The following is a 20,292-nucleotide window of genomic DNA, read 5'->3' as shown; positions in this document are numbered from 1 at the left end:
GCCCAGGTACGCGAGTCGTCCATCCCGGTACGCGTGTCGTCTGTTCCAGTACGCGTGTCGGCGTTCTGGGCACGCGGGCCGGGGTGTCCCTCGGGCGAGTGGCTGCGGTGGTGGACGTCCGTTCGGCCTGTTAAGCCCGAAGCATGCGAAAGCTGCTCATCGGGTGCCTGGTCCTGCTCGCCGTGTCGGTTCCCGGGACGGCAGCCGCCGATGACGGTGCGCCCGTCTACCTGGTCGAGGGCGGGGGCAAACTCTCGCTCGCGGCCGCCGACGGGAAGGCCGTCATCGCCGATGCGGCCGATCCGAACGCGAAGTGGAAGTACGACAAGACGTCCCAGCACTTCGTGAGTGTCCCGAGTGGACAGTGCCTGACCGCGGTCAGCCCGGTCGACGGTGTCGCGGTCAAGCTCGCCGCCTGTGACGACAAGGACAAGCACCAGGCCTGGCGGCGCGTCGCGGGGCTGCCGGGGCTCGTCGAGATCGCGAACGTCGCCACCGCGCGCTGCCTCACCGCCGAAGGCGCGACCGCGGGAGCCCGGCTGTACCAGGAAGTCTGCTCGCTCACCGGCATCGCGAACACCTGGGCCGCCGGCGGCCGGACACTCGCGATCCTGTCCGGCAACGGCCAGCGCCTCGCGTCGAAGGATCCCGGCGCGCCGTTCGTCGTGCGGGTGATCGGCGAGAACGGCCAGCCCGCGGCCGACGTGCCGGTGAACTTCTACGTCCGCGCGGCGCGCCCGAAGAACGTGCTGGTCTTCGAAGGCGGCAGCGAAACGGCGGCCGCGAAGACCGGCGCGGACGGCTCCGCGTCGAGCCCGAAGCTGACCCTGACCGAGCCGGGCGAGTTCGAGGCGCGGTTCGTCGGCACGGCAAGCCTCGACGACGGATCGTCGATCGCCTTCGAAGGCTCGTGCCTATGCTGACTCGGGCAGCGCGTCCCCGGTGTCGCGCGCGTCGAGATCGCCGACCTCGCCGTCGCGGGCCGCACGCCGGCCGAGCGTGAAAACGTAGACCAGGAAAGCCACTTCGACCACCACGCCGATGCCGACGCGTACCCACGTCGGCCAGCCGGACGGCGTCACGAACGCCTCGATCAGGCCGGACACGAACAGCACACACGCCAGCCCGAGCGCCATCACCACCACCGACCGGCCCTGCTCCGCCAGCGCGGCGGTGCGGGACCGGCGGCCGGGATCGATCACCGTCCAGCCGAGCTTCAGCCCGGTGCCCGCCGCGACGAACACCGCCGTCAGCTCCAGGAGGCCGTGCGGCAGCAGGAGCCCGATCATCACGTCACCGCGGCCCGCCGCGCTCATCGCGCCGATGATCAGCCCGGCGTTGAGCGCGTTCAGCCACAGCGCGCCGATCACCGGCAGGCCCAGCGCGACGCCGAGGAACAGGCAGGTCGCCGCCACCCAGGCGTTGTTCGTCCACACGCGCGCGGCGAACGACGTCGCCGGCCCGGTCGAGTAGTAGCTCTCGGCTTCGCCGCCGGGCTTGGTCAGCTGGTTCAGCTCGTCCGGCGTCGCGATCGACGCCCGGACGTGCGGGTCACCCGCGACCCAGACGGCGATCACCGCCATCACCGCGATCGACACCAGCGCGGCCGGGATCCACCAGCGCCGTGACAGGTACACCGCGGCGGGGAAGCGGCGCGTGAAGAACAGCGCGACCTCGCGCCACGCCGGGTTGTGCGACCCCGAGATCGCGCTCCGGCCGCGCGCGACCAGCCCGGACAGCCGCCCGATCAGCGCCGGGTCCGGCGCGACCGACCGGACGATCGACAGGTGCGTCGCGGTCCGCTGGTAGAGCGTCACCAGCTCGTCGGCCTCGGCCCCCGTCAGCTTGCCGCCGCGGCGGGTCAGCTCGCCGAGCCGGTTCCACTCCGCCGTGTGCGTCGCGACGAAGACGTCCACATCCACGCTGGCACCTCCCGCGCTCACCCTATCTGCCGGGCCCCGCCGCTAGGCTGGGCTGCGTGGGAGAGGAATCCGAGCTGGTCACCGGCGAAGCCGTGGTCCTGGACCTGCGCGTGGCCAAGCTCGCCAGCCGCGCGCTGGCGATGGCGCTGGACGTGCTCGTGCAGTTCGCGCTGCTGCTGGGCGCGGTGCTGGTGCTGACGTTCGCGGTGCCGGCCGACGACGAAGCGCTCGCGCTGACCCTGATCCTGGTGTTCCTGGTGCTGATCATGGTCGGCTACCCGGTGCTGTTCGAGACGCTCTCGCGCGGCCGTTCGCTGGGCAAGCTGGCGGTCGGGCTGCGGGTGGTGCGCGTCGACGGCGGGCCGATCCGGTTCCGGCACGCGCTGGTGCGCGGGCTCGCCGGGTTCGTCGTCGACTTCTGGACGCTCGGGCTGTTCGGCGCGGTCGCGGTGATCGTGTCGCTGTGCTCCTCCGACGGCCGCCGCGTCGGCGACTTCCTGGCCGGGACGCTGGTCGTGCGCGAGCGCGTGCCGGAAAGCGCGGGTTACCCGGCGATCGGCATGCCGCCCGGCCTCGAGGGCTGGGCGGCGCAGCTCGACCTGACGCGCCTGCCGGACGACCTCGCGCTGGCGAGCCGCCAGTTCCTCGCGCGGTTCGGCCAGCTGCGGCCGGAAGCGGCGGAGGCGCTCGGCTGGGGGCTCGCGCAGCAGGTGGGCAACGCGCTGGGCACGCCGGTGCCGCCCGGGGTCCCGCCGTGGGCGTTCCTGGCGGCGGTGCTGGCGGAGCGGCGGCGCCGTGACCACGCCCGGGCGTTCCAGGCGCACGAGGCGGCGCGGGCCCAGGCTCACGCGACGCCTTCGCCGGGCCAGCCGGGTTTCCTGCACGCGGGTCACTCGGCCGGTGCGCAGGTCGCCTCGATGGCGCAGCCGGTCGCGGCCCAGCCGGACCTGCCGACACCGCCGTCCGGGACCCCGGCTCCGGCTCCGGTCGAAAACCCCTTCACACCGCCGAGCTGAACCGGGCCCGCTAGGACACGTCTCCGGACGCCGAAGCCCACGTGTTGCACTGCTGGTTGCGGTTGGTCGTCGCGCCGTGCTGCCACCAGGAGATGTTGTGCCTGGCGCTGCCGTGGTCGTGCTTGCCGTTGCGGGAGTAGTCGTCGCCGCGGTCCTGGGCGTTCCAGGCTTCGTTGTAGATGTTCTTGTCGACCGAGCCGCCGGAGACCGACGCCGAGCCGAGGAACATCCCCGAGAAGCACTGCGCCTCGAGTTCCATGCGCCGCGACAGCTCCAGCCCGATCGCCGAGTCGGCGCCCGCGTCGTAGCGCTGGTCGCCGTACGCCTCGGTGATGCCGGACATGTTCTGCACGTGGTGGCCGTACTCGTGGGCCAGGATCGACAGGTACGGGCCGGGGTGGTTGCCCCACACGTCGAGCTCGATGCGGTCCATCGGCATGTAGATCGTGGTGTTCGACGGGCAGTAGAACGGCGTGACCCCGGTGGTCGTGCCGCCGCTGCCGCACGGCGTCGACGATTCGGAGATCGACCGCGGCACCGACAGGCTCGGCGACTTGAACGGCAGGTCCGCCGCCCCGAGCATCTTCGACCACATCGCGTCGAGGCAGGCGATGCCGGACTGGAAGAACCGCTGGGCGCTGTTCTGGTCGGTCGCCCAGCGGCTCAGCGAGCAGGGGATGTTCTGCAGGCCGTAGTCCGGGCTCTCGAACAGCGGGTTGTCCCGGGTGCGCGCGACCGGGCGCGGGCCGGACGGCGTTTGTGACGTCGGCGTTTCGCGCTCGGAGGTGCGGCTGGTCGTCCGTTCCGTCGATTCGGTCGACGACGTCGTTTCGGTGGTCTCTTCGGTCGTCTCGGTGGTTTCGGTCGGGTAGGTGCTGGAGTAACCGGCGTCGGCGACGTGGCGCTTGTCGCCGCCGGTCAGCGCGACGGCCGCGATGAGCCCGCCGACCACGGCGACGATCCCGATGATCGCAACGGCGACGATGATCCCGGCGTTGGACTTCTTGGCGACGTAGGGCCGGTAGCCGGGGGCGAACCGCGGACCGAAGGGCGCGCCCGGGGGCGGTCCGGCGTAACCGGGGGTGAAGACGGGCGGCCGGGCCGCGGCCGGCGGCGGCAGGGGAGTGCCGGGCGGCGGTGGGGTGAAGGGGCCGGTCGGGCCGCCGGGCTGGGGGTACGGCCCGGTCGGCGGTCCCTGCACGGGCATGCCCCGGGTGCCCTGCGGTCCGTGCGGAGGCTGCGGCCGGCCCGGGCCTCGCGGCGGCTGGCCGTGGGGTGCGCCGCCGGGTGGCTGGTTCGGCTGCCCGCCCCGGCCCGGACCCTGCGATGGCTGGCCCGGAGCGCCGCCCGGCCCGTGCGGCGGCTGGCCTGGAGGTCCGCCGGGTACCGGGTTCGGCTGCCCGCCCCGGCCCGGACCCTGCTGCGGCTGCCCGCCCGGACCCTGCGGTGCCTGGCCCGGCCGGCCCGGCGGCAGCGGCCGCACGCCCGGTGGCGGCAACGGCGGCCGTCCGGGTGGTGGCAGCGGACGGCGCGGGTCGTGCGGACCCGGGCCCTGCGGGCCTTGCGTCATCGAGTGGAACCCCCCGTGCGATTTCCCCGTCGGAACCGGCGTACCTGCGGTGATTGCGCCGTTCCGGGCGTCAGCATAGATCGCGTGCTCTAGGGTGTGGTGCTGTGTTGAGGAAATGGGGGACCACGACCGCGGCGGCCGTCGCGGTCGTGCTGATCACCGCCGGGCCCGCCGCCGCGCAGGACGGGCCGTCGGCCGGGCCGCCCCTGCCCGACGCGCCGAGCGACCTGGTCAAGAAACCGCAGCCGCTCACCGGCAACGAGGTGCGGCCCGCGGACGGCCCCAGTGCGGACGTCGCGCTCAAGGTCCTCCGCGACGGCGCCCTCTCCGTCACCGAGAAGGTCACCGTCCCCGGCGGGCAGCAGCTCACCTCCCGCGTCCCGTTGCGCGTCGCCGCGAGTGACGACCAGGACCGCGTCTTCACCGTTCGCGACGTCAAGACCGAAGGCGCCGCGAGCGGCCAGGTCACCGGCGACCAGCTCGTCCTGACCTTCACCGGCGGCACCTCGACCGTCACCTACCTGGTCGACGGCGCGGTCGCCGACCAGAGCGGCCGCCAGCAGGTCCGCTGGCAGGTCGCGAGCGGTTTCGACACGCCGCTGGCGAAGCTCACCGCGTCCTTCCTCGCGCCGTCGCCGCAACTGTCCCCTGTGGACTGTTTCGCCGGCCCGATCGGCTCGAACCAGCGCTGCACGCTCGCCGAGCTCGACCACACCGGTGTGGTGCGCCTCGAACAGAACGACGTCCAGCCCGGCGACCGGGTCGACCTGCTCGTCGGCCTGCCGGCGGGCACCACGCCGGTCAACGCGGTGTTCGCCGACATCGGCCTGCTGGCCAACGCCTTCGCGCTGACGCCGCTGACCGGGATCGTCTTCGCCGTCCTGCTGCTGTTCCTCGTCGCCGGCGCGGTTTTCGTGTGGCGTCGCCGCAAGGCGGACGCCGGTGCGCTGCACACCACCACCGGCCCGGTCGAGGTGCTGCTGCGCGACGGTGACCGTGTCTTCTTCGCGAGCCCGGACGGCGTGCTGCCCGGGCAGGTCGGCACGGTCGTCGACGAGACGGTGGACGTTGTCGACATCAGCGCCACCGTCGTCGATCTGGCCGTCCGCAACTACCTCTGGCTCGCCGAAGTGCCGGGGCCCCACGGACAGGATTGGCAGCTCGCCCGCCGCAACCCGCCGGACGAGCACCTCCACGACTTCGAGCGCGCCGTCTACGACACGCTGCTGCCGGACGGCACCGAGACCGTGCTGGTGTCGCAGCTGCGCGCCCGCGGCGGGCTCGACCTGCGCCGGATCAGCGACGCGATGTACACCGACGTCGTCACCAAGCGCTGGTTCTCCCGCCGCCCGGACACCGCCCGCGGCCGGCTGACCTGGCTCGGCGCCGGCATCTTCGCGCTCGGCCTGGTCACCACCGCGGTGCTCACCTTCACCATCGGCGACGCGCTCATCGGTGTCGCGGTCGCCCTCGCCGGGCTCGCCGTCGCTGCCGCGGCCGCGCTGCTGCCGTCGCGCACCGCGCGTGGCCGGGTGCTGGCCGGGCAGGTCCGCGGCCTGCTCGACTACCTGCACACCGCCAAGGCCGAGGACATCCCGCCGGCCGACCGCGAGCTGGTGTTCTCCCGGTCGCTGCCGTACGCGGTGGTGCTGGGTGACACCGAACGCTGGCTAGGCGCCTTCGCCGCGCTCAACCCGGCGTCGGACGGCTCGGCCGGGCTGTACTGGTACGGCGGCATGGAGGCCGACCGCGACCTGCGCCGGTTCGGCGCGCACTTCCCGTCGTTCCTGACCGCGCTCGACGGGCTGCTGACCGAGTCCCGCCGCGCCACCGCGTCCCGCTGACCGTGCTCGCCGGGGCGGTGCTGGCGCTGTTCCTGGCCGCCGCGCCGGTGCCCGCGCAGGACCAGCCGCCGCTGCCCGCGCTGCCGCAGAGCGCCGAGATCCAGCTCAAGCTGGAGCGTGACGGCTCGCTGTCGGTCGCCGAGGCGGTTTCGGTGCCCGAAGGCATGACGATGGACCGCCGGGTCCCGTTGCGCGTTGCGGCGCCGCACCACCGCGACCGCGTCTACGGCATTCGCGACGTCGTCATCGAAGGCCGCGGGACGGCGTCGGTGGACCAGGACGCGTTCACCGTCCACCTGCCGCCGGGCACCTCGATCTTCCGGTACACAGTGGACGGTGCGGTCGACGGCGACCGGGTCACCTGGGAACTGGCCGGCGGCTGGAGCGCCGAGCTGAAGTTCCTCCGCGCCTCCCTCGCCACCCCGAAGATCCCGACCGCGGTCGACTGCCTGGCCGGCCCGCCGGACTCGGACTTCCAGTGCGGCGCGGCGCAGATCGACCACGCCGGGCTGACGCGGTTCAGTCAGCAGAACCTCCTCGCGGGGCAGCGGATGACCACCACCGTCGAGCTGCCGGCGGGCGCCGTCCCGGCGAACGCGCGCCTGGTTCCCGCCAAGACATTCGCGGGCGCGTTTGTCCTCACCACCCCGGTCGGCTGGGCCTGGGCCGGCTTCGGCGCACTGCTGCTGGCCGCGGCGGCGTTCGTCTGGCTCGCACGCCGCCGTGACGCCGCCGCGGGGGAGCCGCGGAAGGCCGAGCTGGTCTCGGCGGACGGCGAGTTCGCGTCACCGGAAGGTGTGCTGCCGGGCCACACCGGCGTCCTGCTGGACGGCCGCGCCGGGCCCGCCGACCTGGCCGCGACGGTGCTCGACCTCGCCGTCCGCAACTACCTCTGGGTCAGCGCCGAGGACGACGGCTGGCAGCTGACCCGCCGCAATCCGGCCGACGAGCACTTGACGCCCTTCGAGCGAGCCGTCTTCGAAGCGGTCGTGCCCGAGGATTCGGTGACGCTTGCCGAACTCCGCCGGCGGCACGTGGACGTCCCACCGGACGAGCTGCGGGCCGACGTCGTCCGGCGCGGCTGGTTCACCACGCGGCGGCTCGGCCGCGCCGGGCTCCGGGTCGTCTTCTACGGCGTGTTCCTGACCGTGCTGCTCGCGCTGACCGTCGGCTACGCCCAGCTCGGCGTCATCCTCGTGCTGGCCGGGGCCGCAGCTGCCGGGGTTTCGGCCGCCTTGCCCGCGCGGCGGCGGGCCGGCGCCGACGTGGCGCGACGCCTGCGCGGGGTCGGCGCGAAGCTGACATCGGTGCGGCCCGGAGACCTGACGAAGCCGCAGCGCGAACTGGTGTTCTCACGCGGCTTGCCGTACGCGCTCGCTCTGGGCGAACTAAGCCCCTGGGTGGCCGCTTTCGACACTCTCGACCACCCGCCGCCGGTGTACTGGCACGCCGGCGACGTCACCCCTGACCAGGCCGGATCCTTCGCGAACGCGCTCGCCGGCACCTTCGCCGCCGCCCGCCGCGGCCGGCTCCTCGAAGCCGTGGGTCAGGACACCGGTTCTCACCCGCCAGCCGGGAAGCCAGGAGGCGCCGAGCCGTCGTAGGGTGGGGCCATGGCCGATCCCGAGCTCGTCCGATACACCCTAGACAACGGTCTGCGCGTGGTACTGGCACCCGACGCGACCGCGCCCGTGGTCGGTGTCAGCGTGCACTACGACGTGGGCTTCCGCTCCGAGCCGGAGGGGCGCACCGGATTTGCGCACCTCTTCGAGCACCTGATGTTCCAGGGCTCCGAGAGCCTCGAGAAGCTCGCCCACTTCCGGCACGTGCAGTCCAGCGGCGGCACCTTCAACGGGTCCACCCACCCGGACTACACCGACTACTTCGAGGTGCTCCCGAGCGCCGCGCTGGAGCGCGCGCTGTTCCTCGAAGCCGACCGGATGCGCGCGCCGAAGCTGACCGCCGAGAACCTGGCGAACCAGATCGACGTCGTCAAGGAGGAGATCCGGCTCAACGTGCTGAACCGGCCGTACGGCGGGTTCCCGTGGATCACCCTGCCGCCGGTCCTGTACTCGACGTTCCCCAACGCGCACAACGGTTACGGCGGCTTCGAGGACCTCGAGAGCGCGACGGTCGAAGACTGCGCGGCGTTCTTCGACACCTACTACTCGCCGGCGAACGCCGTGCTCACGGTGGCCGGTGACTTCGAGGTCGACAACGCCAAGAAGCTGATCGAGCAGCACTTCGGCGACGTCCCGCACCGGCCCGCGCCGCAGCGGCCGTCCTTCGCCGAACCGCTGCCGACCACCGAGCTGCGCGGTGAGGTCGAAGACCCGCACGCCCCGCTGCCCGCGCTCGGCATCGGCTACCGCATGCCGGACCCGATCAACGACGTCGACGGTTACCTGGCCTACCTCGTGCTCGCCGGTGTGCTGACCGACGGCGACGGCTCCCGCCTGCAGCAGCGGCTGGTGCACCGCGAGCCGCTGGTCGTCGACATCGGCGCCGGCGCCGGGCTGTTCGGCCCGTTCGAGGCCCGCGACCCGGACACGTTCACCATCACCCTGATCCACCCGCACGAGGTGCCGCGCGAGCGGGTCCTCGCCGCGCTGGACGACGAGCTCGAGAAGATCGCCGAGAACCCGCCGGACGAGCAGGAGCTGCGCAAGGTCACCGCCCGTTGGACGGCGAGCCTGCACTCGGAGCACGACAGGCTGGTGTCCCGGACGCTGGCGCTCGGCTCGTTCGAGCTGCTCTACGGCGACGCGTCGCTGGTGTACAAGCTTGCGGACCGGATGTCCGCCGTCACCTCGGAAGCCGTTTCGGCGGCGGCGAAGGCGCTGCGCCCCGACGCGCGCGCCGTCCTGGTGGTCAAGCCCGCTTCGGAAGGGACCAACGAGCAGTGACTTCTGCAACGCACCGCAGTGCCGAGGAGATCGGCCGCACCGCGCAGGGGCCGCGCCCGCTGCCCCCGCTGGGCGAGCAGCGGGTCGCCGGTGATCTGTCCCATGTGGACACCGAGCTGAGCAACGGCCTGCGGGTCGTGGCCGTGCGCAAGGCGACGGTGCCGATGACCGAGGCGCGGCTGTGGATCCCGTTCGCGGGTGACGACGCGCTGCACCCGGCGACCGCCGAGGTGCTCGCCGAGACGATCCTCACCGGCACCGCCCGCCGCAGCCGCATCGACATCGACACCGAACTGGCGCTGATCGGCGGTGACATCGGCGTCGGCGTCGACCCGGAACGCCTGGTGCTGACCGGTTCCGCGCTCGCCGCCGAGCTGCCGACGTTCCTCGACGTGCTCGCCGACGCGCTCACCGGCGCCACCTACGCCGACGACGAGATCGCCCGCGAGAAGGAGCGGCTCGTCGAGCGGATCGCCGTCTCTCGCACCCAGCCGCGCACGATCGCGCGCGAGGCCCTGCAGAAGCACCGCTACGGCGACCACCCGGCGACGCGTGAGGTGCCGCGCGCCGAAGACGTCGCGGTCGTGACCCCCGAGCAGGTCCGCGCGCTGCACCGGGCTTCGGTGCTGCCGCGGGGTTCCGTGCTGGTGCTGGTCGGCGACATCGACCCGCAGGGCGTCATCGGCGACCTGGAGAAGGTGCTCGGCGGCTGGGCTTCGGACCGGTCCGCCGTCCGGCTGCCGCCGCTGCCGGACCTGACCGGGCCGGACGTGCTGCTGGTGCCGCGCGCCGGGGCCGTGCAGTCGCAGATCCGGCTCTCGGCGCAGACCGTGCCGCGCACCGACCCGGGTTACGCCGCTCTGCAGCTGGCGAACCTGGCCTACGGCGGGTACTTCTCGTCGCGGCTGGTCGAGAACATCCGCGAGAACAAGGGGTACACCTACTCCGCGCATTCCGGCTTCGAGTTCACCGACGGCACGGCCGTGGTCAACGTCGACGCGGACACCGCCACCGTGGCGACCGCGCCGGCGCTGCTGGAGACCCGCTACGAGCTGGGCCGCCTCGGCCAGGTCCCGCCGGCCGGCGACGAGCTGGAGTCGGTGCGGCAGTACGCGATCGGCTCGCTGCTGACCTCGACGTCGTCGCAGTCCGGGCTGGCCGGGCAGGTGCTGGCGCTGGCCTCGACCGGGCTGGGCCTGGAGTGGCTGAACGAGCACCCGGCGCGGGTCGCCGCGGTGACCGCCGAGGAGGTGGCCGACGCGGCGCTGAAGTTCTTCGCCCCCAAGCGGTTCACCGGTGTGGTGGTCGGTGACGCGGGTGTGCTGGAACGCAAGCTGCTGTCCCTCGGCGACGTCGTAGTGGGCGAGCCGGCCTGATGTCCGTCCCGTTCTCCCTGGGTGACCTGCCCACCCTGTCGCGGTCCACTGTGGACCGCCAGGAGGGCTTGCGCACCAACCCCTCGCGGCTGCTGTCGCGCTGGGCCGACGCCCGGGTCGTCCTGCTGGACGACACCGGGCGCACCCCGGTCGTCGAAGGCTCGCCGGTGCTGGCGTTCCGGAAGGCGATCGACTTCGGGTCGGAGCCGCCGGCCGACGCGGTGTTCCTCGGCGAGTGGCAGGACACCGACTACTGGTCGCTGCCGGGCGGGCCGTCCGGTGACGCCGGCACGGTGAAGATGGCGGGCAGCTGGGGGTTCGTCGAAGAGGTCCCGAGTGCCGACGGCGAGATCTGGGTCGAGCTGCGCGGGTACGGCGACCTGCTGGACGACACGTCGGCAGGGCTGTTCACCACGGCGCAGGCGCTGCGGAACTGGCGTCGCCAGGCCAAGTTCTGCACGCGCTGCGGGCACCCGACCGAGCTGATCCAGTTCGGCTGGGCGAGCAAGTGCACCAACGACGGCCGCGAGGAGTACCCCCGCACGGACCCGGCAGTGATCTGCCTGGTCCACTCGCAAGAGGGGACGAACGGCTCCCACGTGCTGCTGGCCCGCCAGCCGATCTGGCCGGCCGGGCGGTATTCGGTGCTGGCCGGGTTCGTGGAGGCGGGGGAGTCGCTGGAGGCGTGCGTCCTGCGCGAGATCCGCGAAGAGGTGGGCGCCGTGGTTTCCGACGTCCGCTACCTCGGCAGCCAGCCGTGGCCGTTCCCGCGGTCGATCATGCTGGGCTTCACGGCCCGCGCGGACCGGTCGTTGCCACTGGTCCCGGCGGACGGCGAGATCGAAGAGGCGCTGTGGGTGTCGCGCGCGGAAGTCCGTGAGGCGTTCGCGAACAGCCAGCTCCGGAACGAAGGTGCGCGCCCGACGCCCATCGCGGACGGCGCGGCGGAGATCATCCTGCCGGGCAACTCGTCCATCGCCCGCGTGATGCTCAAGGCCTGGGCGGACGCGGAGGAGTAGCCCCTACTCGTAGATCGTCGCCGCTTCCAGGGCCACCCGGATGATCTCCCAGCCATCGGCGGGGATCGGGCGGCCCTGGTTCGCGAAGTAGCCCTCGCTGCCCTGAAGCCATGCGGCCAGTGCATCCAGATAACGCGGCAGGGTGTCGTTCTCCCAGTCCGGAGGGCCGTCCTGCCACTCGGCCAGCAATGTGTGGATGGTTGTCACCAGCTGGTCTCGACCTGCCTTGAACATCTCTTCGGACATTCCTGAATTCACTCCTCAAGGCCAGTACGGCTGGGCGTCCGCCGCCGCTTCGGCGATCGCCCGGCCGTCGATCGTGGTGGCGGTGCGGTCGAGGCCGACCTTTCGCCACTCCACGCTGAACTCGAACGGCTCCGCCGGCAGTGGGCTCAACCAAAGCTGCCGGTCACCCCGGTAGCGCCGGTCGTCGTAGCTCGCTCCGCCGCCGACCTCCACCAACGCTCCCCGGCTGACCCGGAACTGCAGGCCCGCGTCCGACGGGCCGGGGAACCCGCCCGCGTGACCGCTGTCGATGCCGTCCCAGGTCGCCGCGTCCAAGGATCCGCGCCGGACGCTCAGGTGCACGGTGAAGGCACACCCCGCCGGGTAGGCGACAACGTGCTGCAGCGCGACCACGGCGACGTCCGTCCGCGCGACGAACCGCGCGATCGGCACCGGGCACCCGAGCACATCCGGAGGCGGGACGGTCGAGGTCATGCCTCCAGAGTCCTCGCCACCGCAACCAGAAATCCGCTGACCAGGCCCACCGGCGCGGCCGAACGTGTTTCCGCCACGTGGCCCAGTGCGGCCCCAAGCGTTACCTGCCCGTTTCCGGAGCCCGTTGACGGCTGTGCCCCGGCTCACTACAGTCCCCGGAAACCGTCTGTAAAGTATCCTAATTAAGTCGGGAGCGACGACAGTGCGAGCCGGTAGCCCGCGGATGCTGCGCGAGATCAACGATCGCGCGGCCATCGAGGTCCTCCTCCGGGAGGGCCCGCTCACGCGTGCCGAGCTGGAGCTCGCCATCGGCCTCTCCAAGCCCGCCACCGCGCAGCTCATCACCCGGCTCGAGCTGGACAACCTCGTCATGAAGGCCGGCGTGCGGGGTGGTGGCCGCGGGCCGCGCGCCCAGCTCTGGGCGGCCAACGGCGGACTCGCGTTCGTCGCCGCCGTGGACCTCACGCCGCACGTCGCGGACTTCGTCGTCGCCGATGTCGCCGGGATCGTGCTCGCCGAACATCGGACCCCGCTGCCCGTCCACGAGGGCGCCGACGTCGTCGGGACCTTCGGGGAGGCGCTCAACCACGTCACCGCCGCGGCCGGGATCACCCGCCAGGAGCTCGCCCACGTCGTGATCGGCGCGCAAGGCGCGTTCGACCCGCGGACCGGCCTGCTCTCCTCCGCCCCGCACATCCCCGGCTGGCTCGGCTTCGACGTCCCGCAGAAGCTCAGCGACGAGCTCGGGGTCGACGTCCTGATCGAGAACGACGTCAACCTCGTCGCCGTCGAGGAGATGAGTGCCGGGAAGGCGCAGGACGTCGACGACTTCGTCATGGTGTGGATCTCCGAGGGGGTCGGCGGCGCGGTGGTGATCGGCCGCCGGCTGTTGCGCGGCGCCACCGGCGGCGGGGGCGAGATCGACTGGATGCGCGTGCCCGACGCCGCGACCGTCGACACCGGCGACGTCTGGCCCGAGGCCGGCGCGCGGTTCGGCAACCTGGTCGACTCGCCCGCGGTCTGCCGCCTCGCCGCCGCACACGGCATCAAGGCCGAGACCGCCTGGGAAGCCGTCGGCAAGGCCGAAAAGGGCCATCCGTTCCTCGTCGACCTCGCCCGGCGGGTCGCCGGCGGCATCGCCAACCTCGTCGCGGTCGCCGACCCGCAGCTTGTGCTGCTCTGCGGGGACACCAGCCGCGCCGGCGGTGAGGACTTCGCCGCCCTGGTGCAGGACCGGCTGCACGAACTGGTCCTGCCGCGCACGCCCGTCGGCTGCGCTTCCGTGCAGGGCAACGCCGTCCGCGCGGGCGCGCTGCAGTCCGCGCTCGCCAAGACCCGTGAGGACGTCTTCGGCGTTGTCACCCCCACGCTCCTCGGGTCGCGCCGGCCCGAGGCCGGAAGAACCCGTCCCGCCCCGTCCCCGACCGAGTAGCCCAACCGATGAGGAGGAGGGCCATGCCCCCTACCACCCGGATCCGCCGAGGCGCCCTGCTAGCGGCCGCCGCCGCGGCGTCCGTTCTGCTGACCAGCGCCTGTTCCGGTGCCGCCGCCCCGAGCGGGGGTGACGCCGCGGCCGCGCCCGGCAAGGACGACAAGCTCACGATCACCGTGTACTCCAAGTTCACCGACCGCGAGTACGGCGTGGTCACCGCCGGCCTGAACAAGCTCAAGGCGAAGTTCCCGAACATCGAGATCAAGCACGAGGGCAACCAGGACGACGACAAGCTCACCCAGTCGATCCGCGGCGGCAACCCGCCCGACGTCGCGATCTCCTTCTACACCGACAACCTGGGCGCCTGGTGCTCCACCGGCAGCTTCCAGGACCTGAAGCCCTACATCGAGCGCGACAAGATCGACCTCAACCAGATCCCCGAGGCGGTCCGCAACTACACCGAGTACCAGGGCAAGCGGTGCGCGATGCCGATGCTCGCCGACGTCTACGGCCTGTACTACAACAAGGACATGTTCGCGGCGAAGGGCATCACCTCGCCGCCGAAGACCACCACGGAGTGGTTCGAGGACGCCAAGAAGCTCACCGAGTTCAACCCGGACGGCTCGATCAAGGTCGCCGGCTTCCTGCCGTCGATGCCGTTCTACGCCAACCAGGCCCAGTACTGGGCGCCGAACTTCGGCGCGCCGTTCCTCGGCCCGGACGGCAAGTCGGACCTCGCCAGCAACCCGGGCTGGAAGTCGATGTTCGAGTTCCAGAAGAAGATGATCGACTTCCTCGGCGGCCACGACAAGGTCGAGCAGTTCAAGGCCGGGCTCGGGGACGAGTACTCCGCGGACAACGGCTTCCACAAGGGCAAGCTGGCGATGATCTACGACGGTGAGTTCCGCACCGCGTTCCTCAAGGACCAGGCGCCGACCCTCAACTACGCCACCGCGCCCGCGCCGGTGCTCGACAGCATGGCCGACCACTACGGCGGCGGCTTCACCACCGGCACGATCATCGCGATCCCCAAGGGCGCCAAGAACCCCGGCGCCGCGTGGGAGCTCGTCAAGCAGGTCACCCTGGACACCGACACCCTGGTGGACATGGCCAACGGCCTGAAGAACGTGCCCAGCACCAAGGCTTCGCTCACCTCGCCGAAGCTGGACCTGCAGCCGCAGTTCAAGACGTTCCTCGACATCTACGACAGCGGCAAGCTCGTCGCGAACCAGACCACCCCGATCGGGGACGCGCACCTCAAGGCGGTCAACGACTTCGCCGAGAAGTGGCAGGCCGGCTCGGTGCCCGATCTGACCGAGGGCCTGAAGAAGGTGGACGCGCAGATCGACGACGAACTGAAGCAAAAGGGCGCGGGCGGATGACTCTGTCCGATGGGGCCTCGGCGGTGAAGACCGCCTCGCCCCGCACCCTCTCCGCGAAGACCGACGGTTCCCCGGCCGCGCCTGACCAGGCGCGGGCGGGGGCCCGCCGGGCCAAGCGCCGCCGGACCGTCTTCTTCTTCATGGCCCCGGCGTTCCTCGGGTTCCTGATCTTCTTCGGCTACCCGCTGATCGCCACGGTCTACTACTCCTTCACCCGCTACGACCTGATCAACCCGCCGCAGTTCATCGGGTTCGACAACTACGTCCGGATGTTCACCAGCGAGCCGCTGGTCGGCACCGCCGCGTACAACACGCTGTGGCTGGTGGTCGTCCTGACCGTCTGCCGCGTGACGTTCTCCCTCGGCATCGCGTCGGTGATCTCGCGGCTCAAGTCGGGGGTCGGGCTCGTCCGGACCCTGTGCTACCTGCCGACGCTCGCCCCGCCCGCGGCGGCGACGCTGGCCTTCGTCTTCGTGTTCAACCCGGAGTTCGGGCCGGTCAACCGGTTCCTGCGGCTTGTCGGCATCGACGGCGGGCTCTGGTTCAACAGCCCGGCGATGTCGAAGCCGGCGCTGACGCTGCTGGCGCTGTGGGGCTCCGGCGAGCTGATGATCATCATCCTGGCCGCGCTGCTCGACGTCCCGAACGAGCAGTACGAGGCCGCGGAGCTCGACGGCGCCGGTGCGGTGCGCAAGTTCTGGCACGTCACGCTGCCGTCGATCTCGCCGGTGCTGCTGTTCGGCGTGGTCAACTCGATCATCTACGCGCTGCAGTTCTTCACGCAGGCGATCGTCGCGGCGTCCGCCTCGGCGGGGACGGCCGACGTCGCCGGCAACTCGAAACTCATCGGGGCGCCGCAGAACTCGACACTGACGTACCCGATCTGGCTGTACGTCCAGGGTTTCCGCTACTTCAACATGGGTTACGCGGCGGCCATGGCGGTGCTGCTGTTCATCGTGAGCGCGGCCTTCACGTGGATTCTCGTGCGGCAGCTCCGGAAGTCCCAGCACCAGGAGGAGGGGGCATGACCGCACTGGCCGAAGCGCCGCAGAAACCGGCGGGCGTGCCGCCGAAGGTGCGGTTCAAGCACAGCTGGGACAAGCGGCTGGCCTACATCGCGACCCACGCGATCGGCATCGCGCTCGGCGTGATCTTCGTGCTGCCACTGCTGTTCGTGTTCCTCACCGCGGTGATGAAGAGCGACCAGGCGATGACGGCGAGCCTGTGGCCGTCCGAATGGCACTTCGAGAACTTCGTCGAGGTGTTCCGGAAGGCGCCGCTGCTGGAGTACTTCGGCAACAGCCTGCTGTACTCGGGGCTGGCGACGGTGGGCGCGCTGCTTTCGGCGATCCCGGCGGCGTACGCGCTGGCGAAACTGCGGTGGCGCGGGCAGAACCTGTTCTTCATGCTGACGGTGGCGGCGATGCTGCTGCCGCCGCAGGTCACCGTCGTGCCGCTGTACGACCTGTGGGTGCGGCTCGGCTTCACCGGCACGCTCGTGCCGCTGATCGTGCCGTACTTCTTCTTCGACGCGTTCTCGATCTTCCTGCTCCGGCAGTTCTTCCTCACCATTCCGAAGGACTACCTGGAAGCGGCGAAGATCGACGGCTGCAACGAGTTCCAGGCGATGTACCGGGTGCTGATCCCGATGGCCAAGCCGGGGATCGCGGCCACCGCGATGTTCTGCTTCCTGTTCACCTGGAACGACTACTTCGGGCCGCTGCTCTACACCGGCGAGAGCCAGGACAACTGGCCGCTGTCGCTGGCGATCGCGTCCTTCCGCGGCATGCACCACGTCGAGTGGAACATGACGATGGCGGCGACCGCGCTGATCATGGCGCCGGTGATCGTGCTGTTCATCTTCGCCCAGAAGTCGTTCGTCAAGGGCATCACATTCACGGGAGTCAAGGGATGAAGCTGGCAGTCGTCGGTGGCGGGTCCACCTACACGCCGGAGCTGATCGACGGGATCGCCGGTCGCCGGTCCACTTTGGACGTCGACGAGATCGTGCTGGTCGACCCGGACGCCTACCGCGTCGAGGCGGTCGGCGGGTTCAGCCAGCGGCTGCTCTCGCACGCCGGTCACCCCGCCCAGGTGCGGACCACGCAGTCGCTGGAAGAAGGCGTCGACGGCGCGTCCGCGGTGCTGATCCAGCTGCGCGTCGGCGGGCAGCGGGCGCGGCGCTCCGACGAGACGTTCCCGCACGCCTGCGGCTGCGTCGGGCAAGAGACGACCGGTGCGGGCGGGCTCGCGAAGGCGTTGCGCACGGTGCCGGTGGTGCTCGACATCGCCGACCGCGTCCGCAAGATCGCCGGTGACGACACGTGGATCGTCAACTTCACCAATCCGGTCGGCATCGTCACGCGGGCGCTGCTCAACGAGGGGCACCGCGCGGTCGGGCTGTGCAACGTCGCGATCAACCTCCAGCGCCAGTTCGGGAAGCTGCTCGGGGTCGGCGCGGACGACGTCAAGCTCGTCCACACCGGGCTCAACCACCTGAGCTGGGAGCGTGGCGCGCTCGTCGACGGTGTCGACCGGCTGCCCGAGCTGCTGGAGAAGCACCTGGACTACCTCTCCAACGAGGTTAGTGTGCCGGAGAAGTGGTTGCGGCGGATGAACGTCGTGCCGTCGTACTACCTGAAGTACTTCTACGCGCACGACGAGCAGGTCACCAAGCAGCGCACCGAGCGGCCGCGCGCGGACGTCGTGTCCGACGTCGAGGAAGAGCTCCTGAAGATCTACCTCGACCCGGAGCAGAACACGAAGCCGGAGTCGCTCGAGAAGCGTGGCGGGGCGTACTACTCCGAGGCGGCGGTGCAGCTGGTGCACGCGCTGACCGCGGGCGGCCCGGCCGAGGAACACGTGGTGAACGTCCGCAACGACGGCACATTCCCGTTCCTGCCGGACGACGCCGTGATCGAGTCGCGGTCCCTTGTGGACTCTTCCGGTGCGACACCGATCCCGCAGACGCCCGTGGAGCCGCAGTTCTCCGGTCTCATCGCGGCGACGACGGCGTACGAGTTCCTCGCGCTGGAGGCGGCGATCAAGGGCGGCCGCGACCGCGTGGCCGACGCACTGCTCGCGCACCCGCTGGTCGGCCAGTACACGAAGGCCGACACGCTCGCCGACTCCCTGGTGCAGATCAACCGCGAGTACCTGCCCTGGGCGCGCGGATGAGGCCAGCTGTCATTGCCATCGACGGCGGGAACAGCAAGACCGAGGTCCTGGTGATCTCGGAAGACGGTGTGGTGCTGGGGAAGTCGCGCGGCCCCGGCGCGTCGCCTCAGAACGTCGGCGTCGCGGCGTGTGTCGCGGCGCTCGAAGAGCTGGTGCTGGCGGCTTTTCCCGGGTTCGGCGAAAAGCCGTTCGCCGTGCACACGTCGGCGTACCTCGCCGGGCTCGACTTCCCGCGTGAGGAGGAGGCGCTGCACGCGGCGCTGGCGGCCCGCGGCTGGAGTGACACGCTGGTCGTCGGCAACGACACCCTCGCGCTGCTCCGGGCGGGCAGCGCGGGGGTCGGGGTGGCCGTGGTGTGCGGCGCCGGGATCAACGGCGCCGGCGTCGGCCCGGACGGCCGGGTGCACCGGTTTCCCGCGCTGGGCAAGATTTCCGGCGACTGGGGCGGCGGTTACCGCCTCGGCGAAGAAGCGCTGTGGTGGGCCGTGCGCGCCGAGGACGGCCGCGGCCCGCGGACCGCGCTGATGCCGGCCGTGGCTGCCTACTTCGGCAAGCCGACGCTGCTGGACGTGGTGCAGGGCCTGCACTTCGAGGAGATCGACGCGGCGTCGATCCACGGGCTGTGCCCGTTGTTGTTCGAGGTGGCGGCGGCGGGCGACGAGGTGGCGGCGGACATCGTCACACGGTTCGTCGAAGAGGTCAGCGTCTTCGCGGCGGTGATCCTGCGGAAGCTGGACCTGACGGAGGAAGCGCCGGAAATCGTCCTGGGCGGCGGGGTGCTGACCGGGATCGGCGCGCCGGTGATCGCGGAGATCGAGCGGCGGTGCCTGAAGGTCGCGCCGCGCGCGGTGGTCCGCGTGGTCGACGTGAACCCCGTGGTGGGAGCGGCCCTGTTCGGACTGGACACGCTGGGTGCGTCGGAGGCTGCGAAGGCGGCCCTCAAGGCGGCGACCCAGCGCACATGACCCTGGTGGCCTGCCTCGAAGCGGCGCGAGGCAGGCCACCAGACCCTTTCACGGCACCAGGATCTCACCGGTCTCCAGCAGGGACTTGAGGTCCGAGAGCACCCAGGCCCAGCCGCCACCGGCGTTCTCGCCCGGCCCGGCGTTGACGTCCTCCATCTGCCCGCTCACCAGCGCGGCGGTGTTCGGCGCGCCGGTGACGTCGTGGGTGATCGTGAGTCTGGTGCCGGCGGTCTTGGTTTCCTCGATGTCGTAGGTGAGGGTCGTGTAGGGCTCTTCCACCAGTTCCGGGCTCATCAGCAGCTTCCAGGTGACGACGAGCCTGCGTGGCGGGTCGACTTCGAGGACCTCGCCGTCAACGAGGTCACTGGTGAAGCCCGCGTTGATGAACTCCTTCGTCGGGCGCGTCCGGTGCTTGCCGCCGGGCTCGAGGTCGAAGTCGGCGAGGCCGCTGTAGCCGTACTTCTGCGTCCACTCGGGCTTCGTGATGGCTTCCCAGATGCGCTCCGGGGTGGCCTTGATGTAAACGCGGTGGACCTGCACGGTGTTCGTCATGGCTCGTTGCCTTCCAGTTCGTTCTTGAGATCGAGCAGCGCGGTCACTTGGTGTTCGGTGTACTTGTCGATCCACCGGTCGTGGATCTGCCGGATCGGCACGGGGTTGAGGAAGTGCCGCTTCTCACGGCCTTCCTTCCGGGCGACGACCAGCCCGGCTTCTTCGAGGAGCTTCAGGTGCTTCATGACACCGAAGCGGGTCATGTCCACCTGGGTCTCGAGCTCGGTGAGCGTGCGGCCGTCACGTTCGAAGAGCAGGTCGAGCAGCAACCGGCGGGTCGGATCCGCCAGCGCCTTGAACACCAGGTCGTCGTCGGGCACGTGAGTGAGAATAGGTGACCAAAAGGTCACATGTCAACGGTCGCTCAACCGGTCCCCGAATGCCATGAAGGGCACCCTCATGGCTTTAAGT

Annotated in this window: 19 protein-coding genes; 13 read left to right on the top strand and 6 right to left on the bottom strand. The window is 71.1% G+C overall.

Annotated elements, in window-relative coordinates; all coding sequences use genetic code 11:
- The first annotated feature begins 143 nt into the window (after nucleotides 1-143).
- Complete coding sequence (locus tag ACIA5G_RS36095) at nucleotides 144-923, top strand: RICIN domain-containing protein (protein ID WP_395931540.1); 780 nt, start codon at nucleotides 144-146, stop codon at nucleotides 921-923.
- Here the strand turns inward: ACIA5G_RS36095 and ACIA5G_RS36090 are convergent.
- On the bottom strand, nucleotides 915-1,922 hold the full coding sequence (locus ACIA5G_RS36090; RefSeq protein WP_395931538.1) for a stage II sporulation protein M: 1,008 nt from the start codon (nucleotides 1,920-1,922) through the stop codon (nucleotides 915-917). The genes ACIA5G_RS36095 and ACIA5G_RS36090 overlap by 9 nt on opposite strands.
- Nucleotides 1,923-1,978: 56 nt before the next feature.
- Between ACIA5G_RS36090 and ACIA5G_RS36085 the strand changes: the two genes are divergently transcribed.
- Nucleotides 1,979-2,938 (top strand): RDD family protein, encoded by a 960-nt coding sequence (locus ACIA5G_RS36085; RefSeq protein WP_395931536.1) that lies wholly within the window; start codon nucleotides 1,979-1,981, stop codon nucleotides 2,936-2,938.
- Nucleotides 2,939-2,948: 10 nt separating this feature from the next.
- On the opposite strand, the gene ACIA5G_RS36080 is transcribed toward ACIA5G_RS36085, so the two are convergent.
- Nucleotides 2,949-4,145: a neutral zinc metallopeptidase gene (locus tag ACIA5G_RS36080; protein ID WP_395931534.1), complete on the bottom strand. Its 1,197-nt coding sequence runs from the start codon at nucleotides 4,143-4,145 to the stop codon at nucleotides 2,949-2,951.
- Nucleotides 4,146-4,612: 467 nt separating this feature from the next.
- Here ACIA5G_RS36080 and ACIA5G_RS36075 point away from each other — a divergent pair, with 467 nt between their 5' ends.
- From ACIA5G_RS36075 to nudC, 5 genes are read left to right on the top strand one after another with little or no spacing between them, the layout of a single operon-like run.
- On the top strand, nucleotides 4,613-6,352 hold the full coding sequence (locus tag ACIA5G_RS36075; RefSeq protein ID WP_395931532.1) for a DUF2207 domain-containing protein: 1,740 nt from the start codon (nucleotides 4,613-4,615) through the stop codon (nucleotides 6,350-6,352).
- A gap of 2 nt (nucleotides 6,353-6,354) precedes the next feature.
- On the top strand, nucleotides 6,355-7,956 hold the full coding sequence (locus ACIA5G_RS36070; RefSeq protein ID WP_395931530.1) for a DUF2207 family protein: 1,602 nt from the start codon (nucleotides 6,355-6,357) through the stop codon (nucleotides 7,954-7,956).
- A 9-nt stretch (nucleotides 7,957-7,965) separates the two neighbouring features.
- Nucleotides 7,966-9,258, top strand: coding sequence for a M16 family metallopeptidase (locus ACIA5G_RS36065; protein ID WP_395931528.1), 1,293 nt, complete (start codon nucleotides 7,966-7,968; stop codon nucleotides 9,256-9,258).
- Nucleotides 9,255-10,634 carry a M16 family metallopeptidase gene (locus tag ACIA5G_RS36060; protein WP_395931526.1) on the top strand — a complete coding sequence of 460 codons (1,380 nt, stop codon included), beginning with the start codon at nucleotides 9,255-9,257 and terminating at the stop codon, nucleotides 10,632-10,634. Before ACIA5G_RS36065 ends, ACIA5G_RS36060 begins: the two co-directional genes overlap by 4 nt.
- The gene (gene nudC, locus ACIA5G_RS36055; RefSeq protein ID WP_395931524.1) at nucleotides 10,634-11,653 is read left to right on the top strand and encodes an NAD(+) diphosphatase; all 1,020 of its coding nucleotides are present in this window, start codon (nucleotides 10,634-10,636) and stop codon (nucleotides 11,651-11,653) included. The genes ACIA5G_RS36060 and nudC overlap by 1 nt, the downstream gene beginning before the upstream one ends.
- A 3-nt stretch (nucleotides 11,654-11,656) precedes the next feature.
- Here the strand turns inward: nudC and ACIA5G_RS36050 are convergent, their stop codons facing one another.
- A complete protein-coding gene (locus ACIA5G_RS36050) occupies nucleotides 11,657-11,899 on the bottom strand; it encodes a hypothetical protein (protein ID WP_395931522.1) in 243 nt (80 codons plus the stop codon).
- 15 nt (nucleotides 11,900-11,914) lie between these two features.
- Entirely contained in the window at nucleotides 11,915-12,373 is a 459-nt protein-coding gene (locus ACIA5G_RS36045) for a hypothetical protein (RefSeq protein ID WP_395931520.1), read from the bottom strand.
- A 223-nt stretch (nucleotides 12,374-12,596) separates the two neighbouring features.
- On the opposite strand from ACIA5G_RS36045, the gene ACIA5G_RS36040 reads away from it, so the two are divergent.
- From ACIA5G_RS36040 to ACIA5G_RS36015, 6 genes are read left to right on the top strand one after another with little or no spacing between them, the layout of a single operon-like run.
- Nucleotides 12,597-13,805 carry an ROK family transcriptional regulator gene (locus ACIA5G_RS36040; protein ID WP_395932258.1) on the top strand — a complete coding sequence of 403 codons (1,209 nt, stop codon included), beginning with the start codon at nucleotides 12,597-12,599 and terminating at the stop codon, nucleotides 13,803-13,805.
- A gap of 23 nt (nucleotides 13,806-13,828) precedes the next feature.
- A complete protein-coding gene (locus ACIA5G_RS36035) occupies nucleotides 13,829-15,187 on the top strand; it encodes an extracellular solute-binding protein (protein ID WP_395931518.1) in 1,359 nt (452 codons plus the stop codon).
- Nucleotides 15,184-16,215 (top strand): carbohydrate ABC transporter permease, encoded by a 1,032-nt coding sequence (locus ACIA5G_RS36030; RefSeq protein WP_395931516.1) that lies wholly within the window; start codon nucleotides 15,184-15,186, stop codon nucleotides 16,213-16,215. The genes ACIA5G_RS36035 and ACIA5G_RS36030 overlap by 4 nt, the downstream gene beginning before the upstream one ends.
- Complete coding sequence (locus ACIA5G_RS36025) at nucleotides 16,212-17,102, top strand: carbohydrate ABC transporter permease (protein WP_395931514.1); 891 nt, start codon at nucleotides 16,212-16,214, stop codon at nucleotides 17,100-17,102. Before ACIA5G_RS36030 ends, ACIA5G_RS36025 begins: the two co-directional genes overlap by 4 nt.
- Nucleotides 17,099-18,364, top strand: a complete 1,266-nt coding sequence (locus ACIA5G_RS36020; RefSeq protein WP_395931512.1) for a 6-phospho-beta-glucosidase — start codon at nucleotides 17,099-17,101, stop codon at nucleotides 18,362-18,364. The genes ACIA5G_RS36025 and ACIA5G_RS36020 overlap by 4 nt, the downstream gene beginning before the upstream one ends.
- On the top strand, nucleotides 18,361-19,329 hold the full coding sequence (locus ACIA5G_RS36015; RefSeq protein ID WP_395931510.1) for an N-acetylglucosamine kinase: 969 nt from the start codon (nucleotides 18,361-18,363) through the stop codon (nucleotides 19,327-19,329). The genes ACIA5G_RS36020 and ACIA5G_RS36015 overlap by 4 nt, the downstream gene beginning before the upstream one ends.
- A gap of 48 nt (nucleotides 19,330-19,377) precedes the next feature.
- Here the strand turns inward: ACIA5G_RS36015 and ACIA5G_RS36010 are convergent, their stop codons facing one another.
- Together ACIA5G_RS36010 and ACIA5G_RS36005 are read right to left on the bottom strand one after the other, a co-directional pair.
- Nucleotides 19,378-19,881, bottom strand: coding sequence for an SRPBCC domain-containing protein (locus tag ACIA5G_RS36010; protein WP_395931508.1), 504 nt, complete (start codon nucleotides 19,879-19,881; stop codon nucleotides 19,378-19,380).
- On the bottom strand, nucleotides 19,878-20,201 hold the full coding sequence (locus tag ACIA5G_RS36005; RefSeq protein WP_395931506.1) for an ArsR/SmtB family transcription factor: 324 nt from the start codon (nucleotides 20,199-20,201) through the stop codon (nucleotides 19,878-19,880). Before ACIA5G_RS36005 ends, ACIA5G_RS36010 begins: the two co-directional genes overlap by 4 nt.
- Nucleotides 20,202-20,292: the final 91 nt, after the last annotated feature.

Origin of the sequence: Amycolatopsis sp. NPDC051758, from assembly GCF_044453095.1 — a bacterium.
In the GTDB taxonomy this organism is placed as follows: Bacteria; Actinomycetota; Actinomycetes; order Mycobacteriales; family Pseudonocardiaceae; genus Amycolatopsis.
The sequence above is the reverse complement of the archived record's forward strand: the minus strand, read 5'-3'. Positions and strand labels throughout refer to the sequence as shown.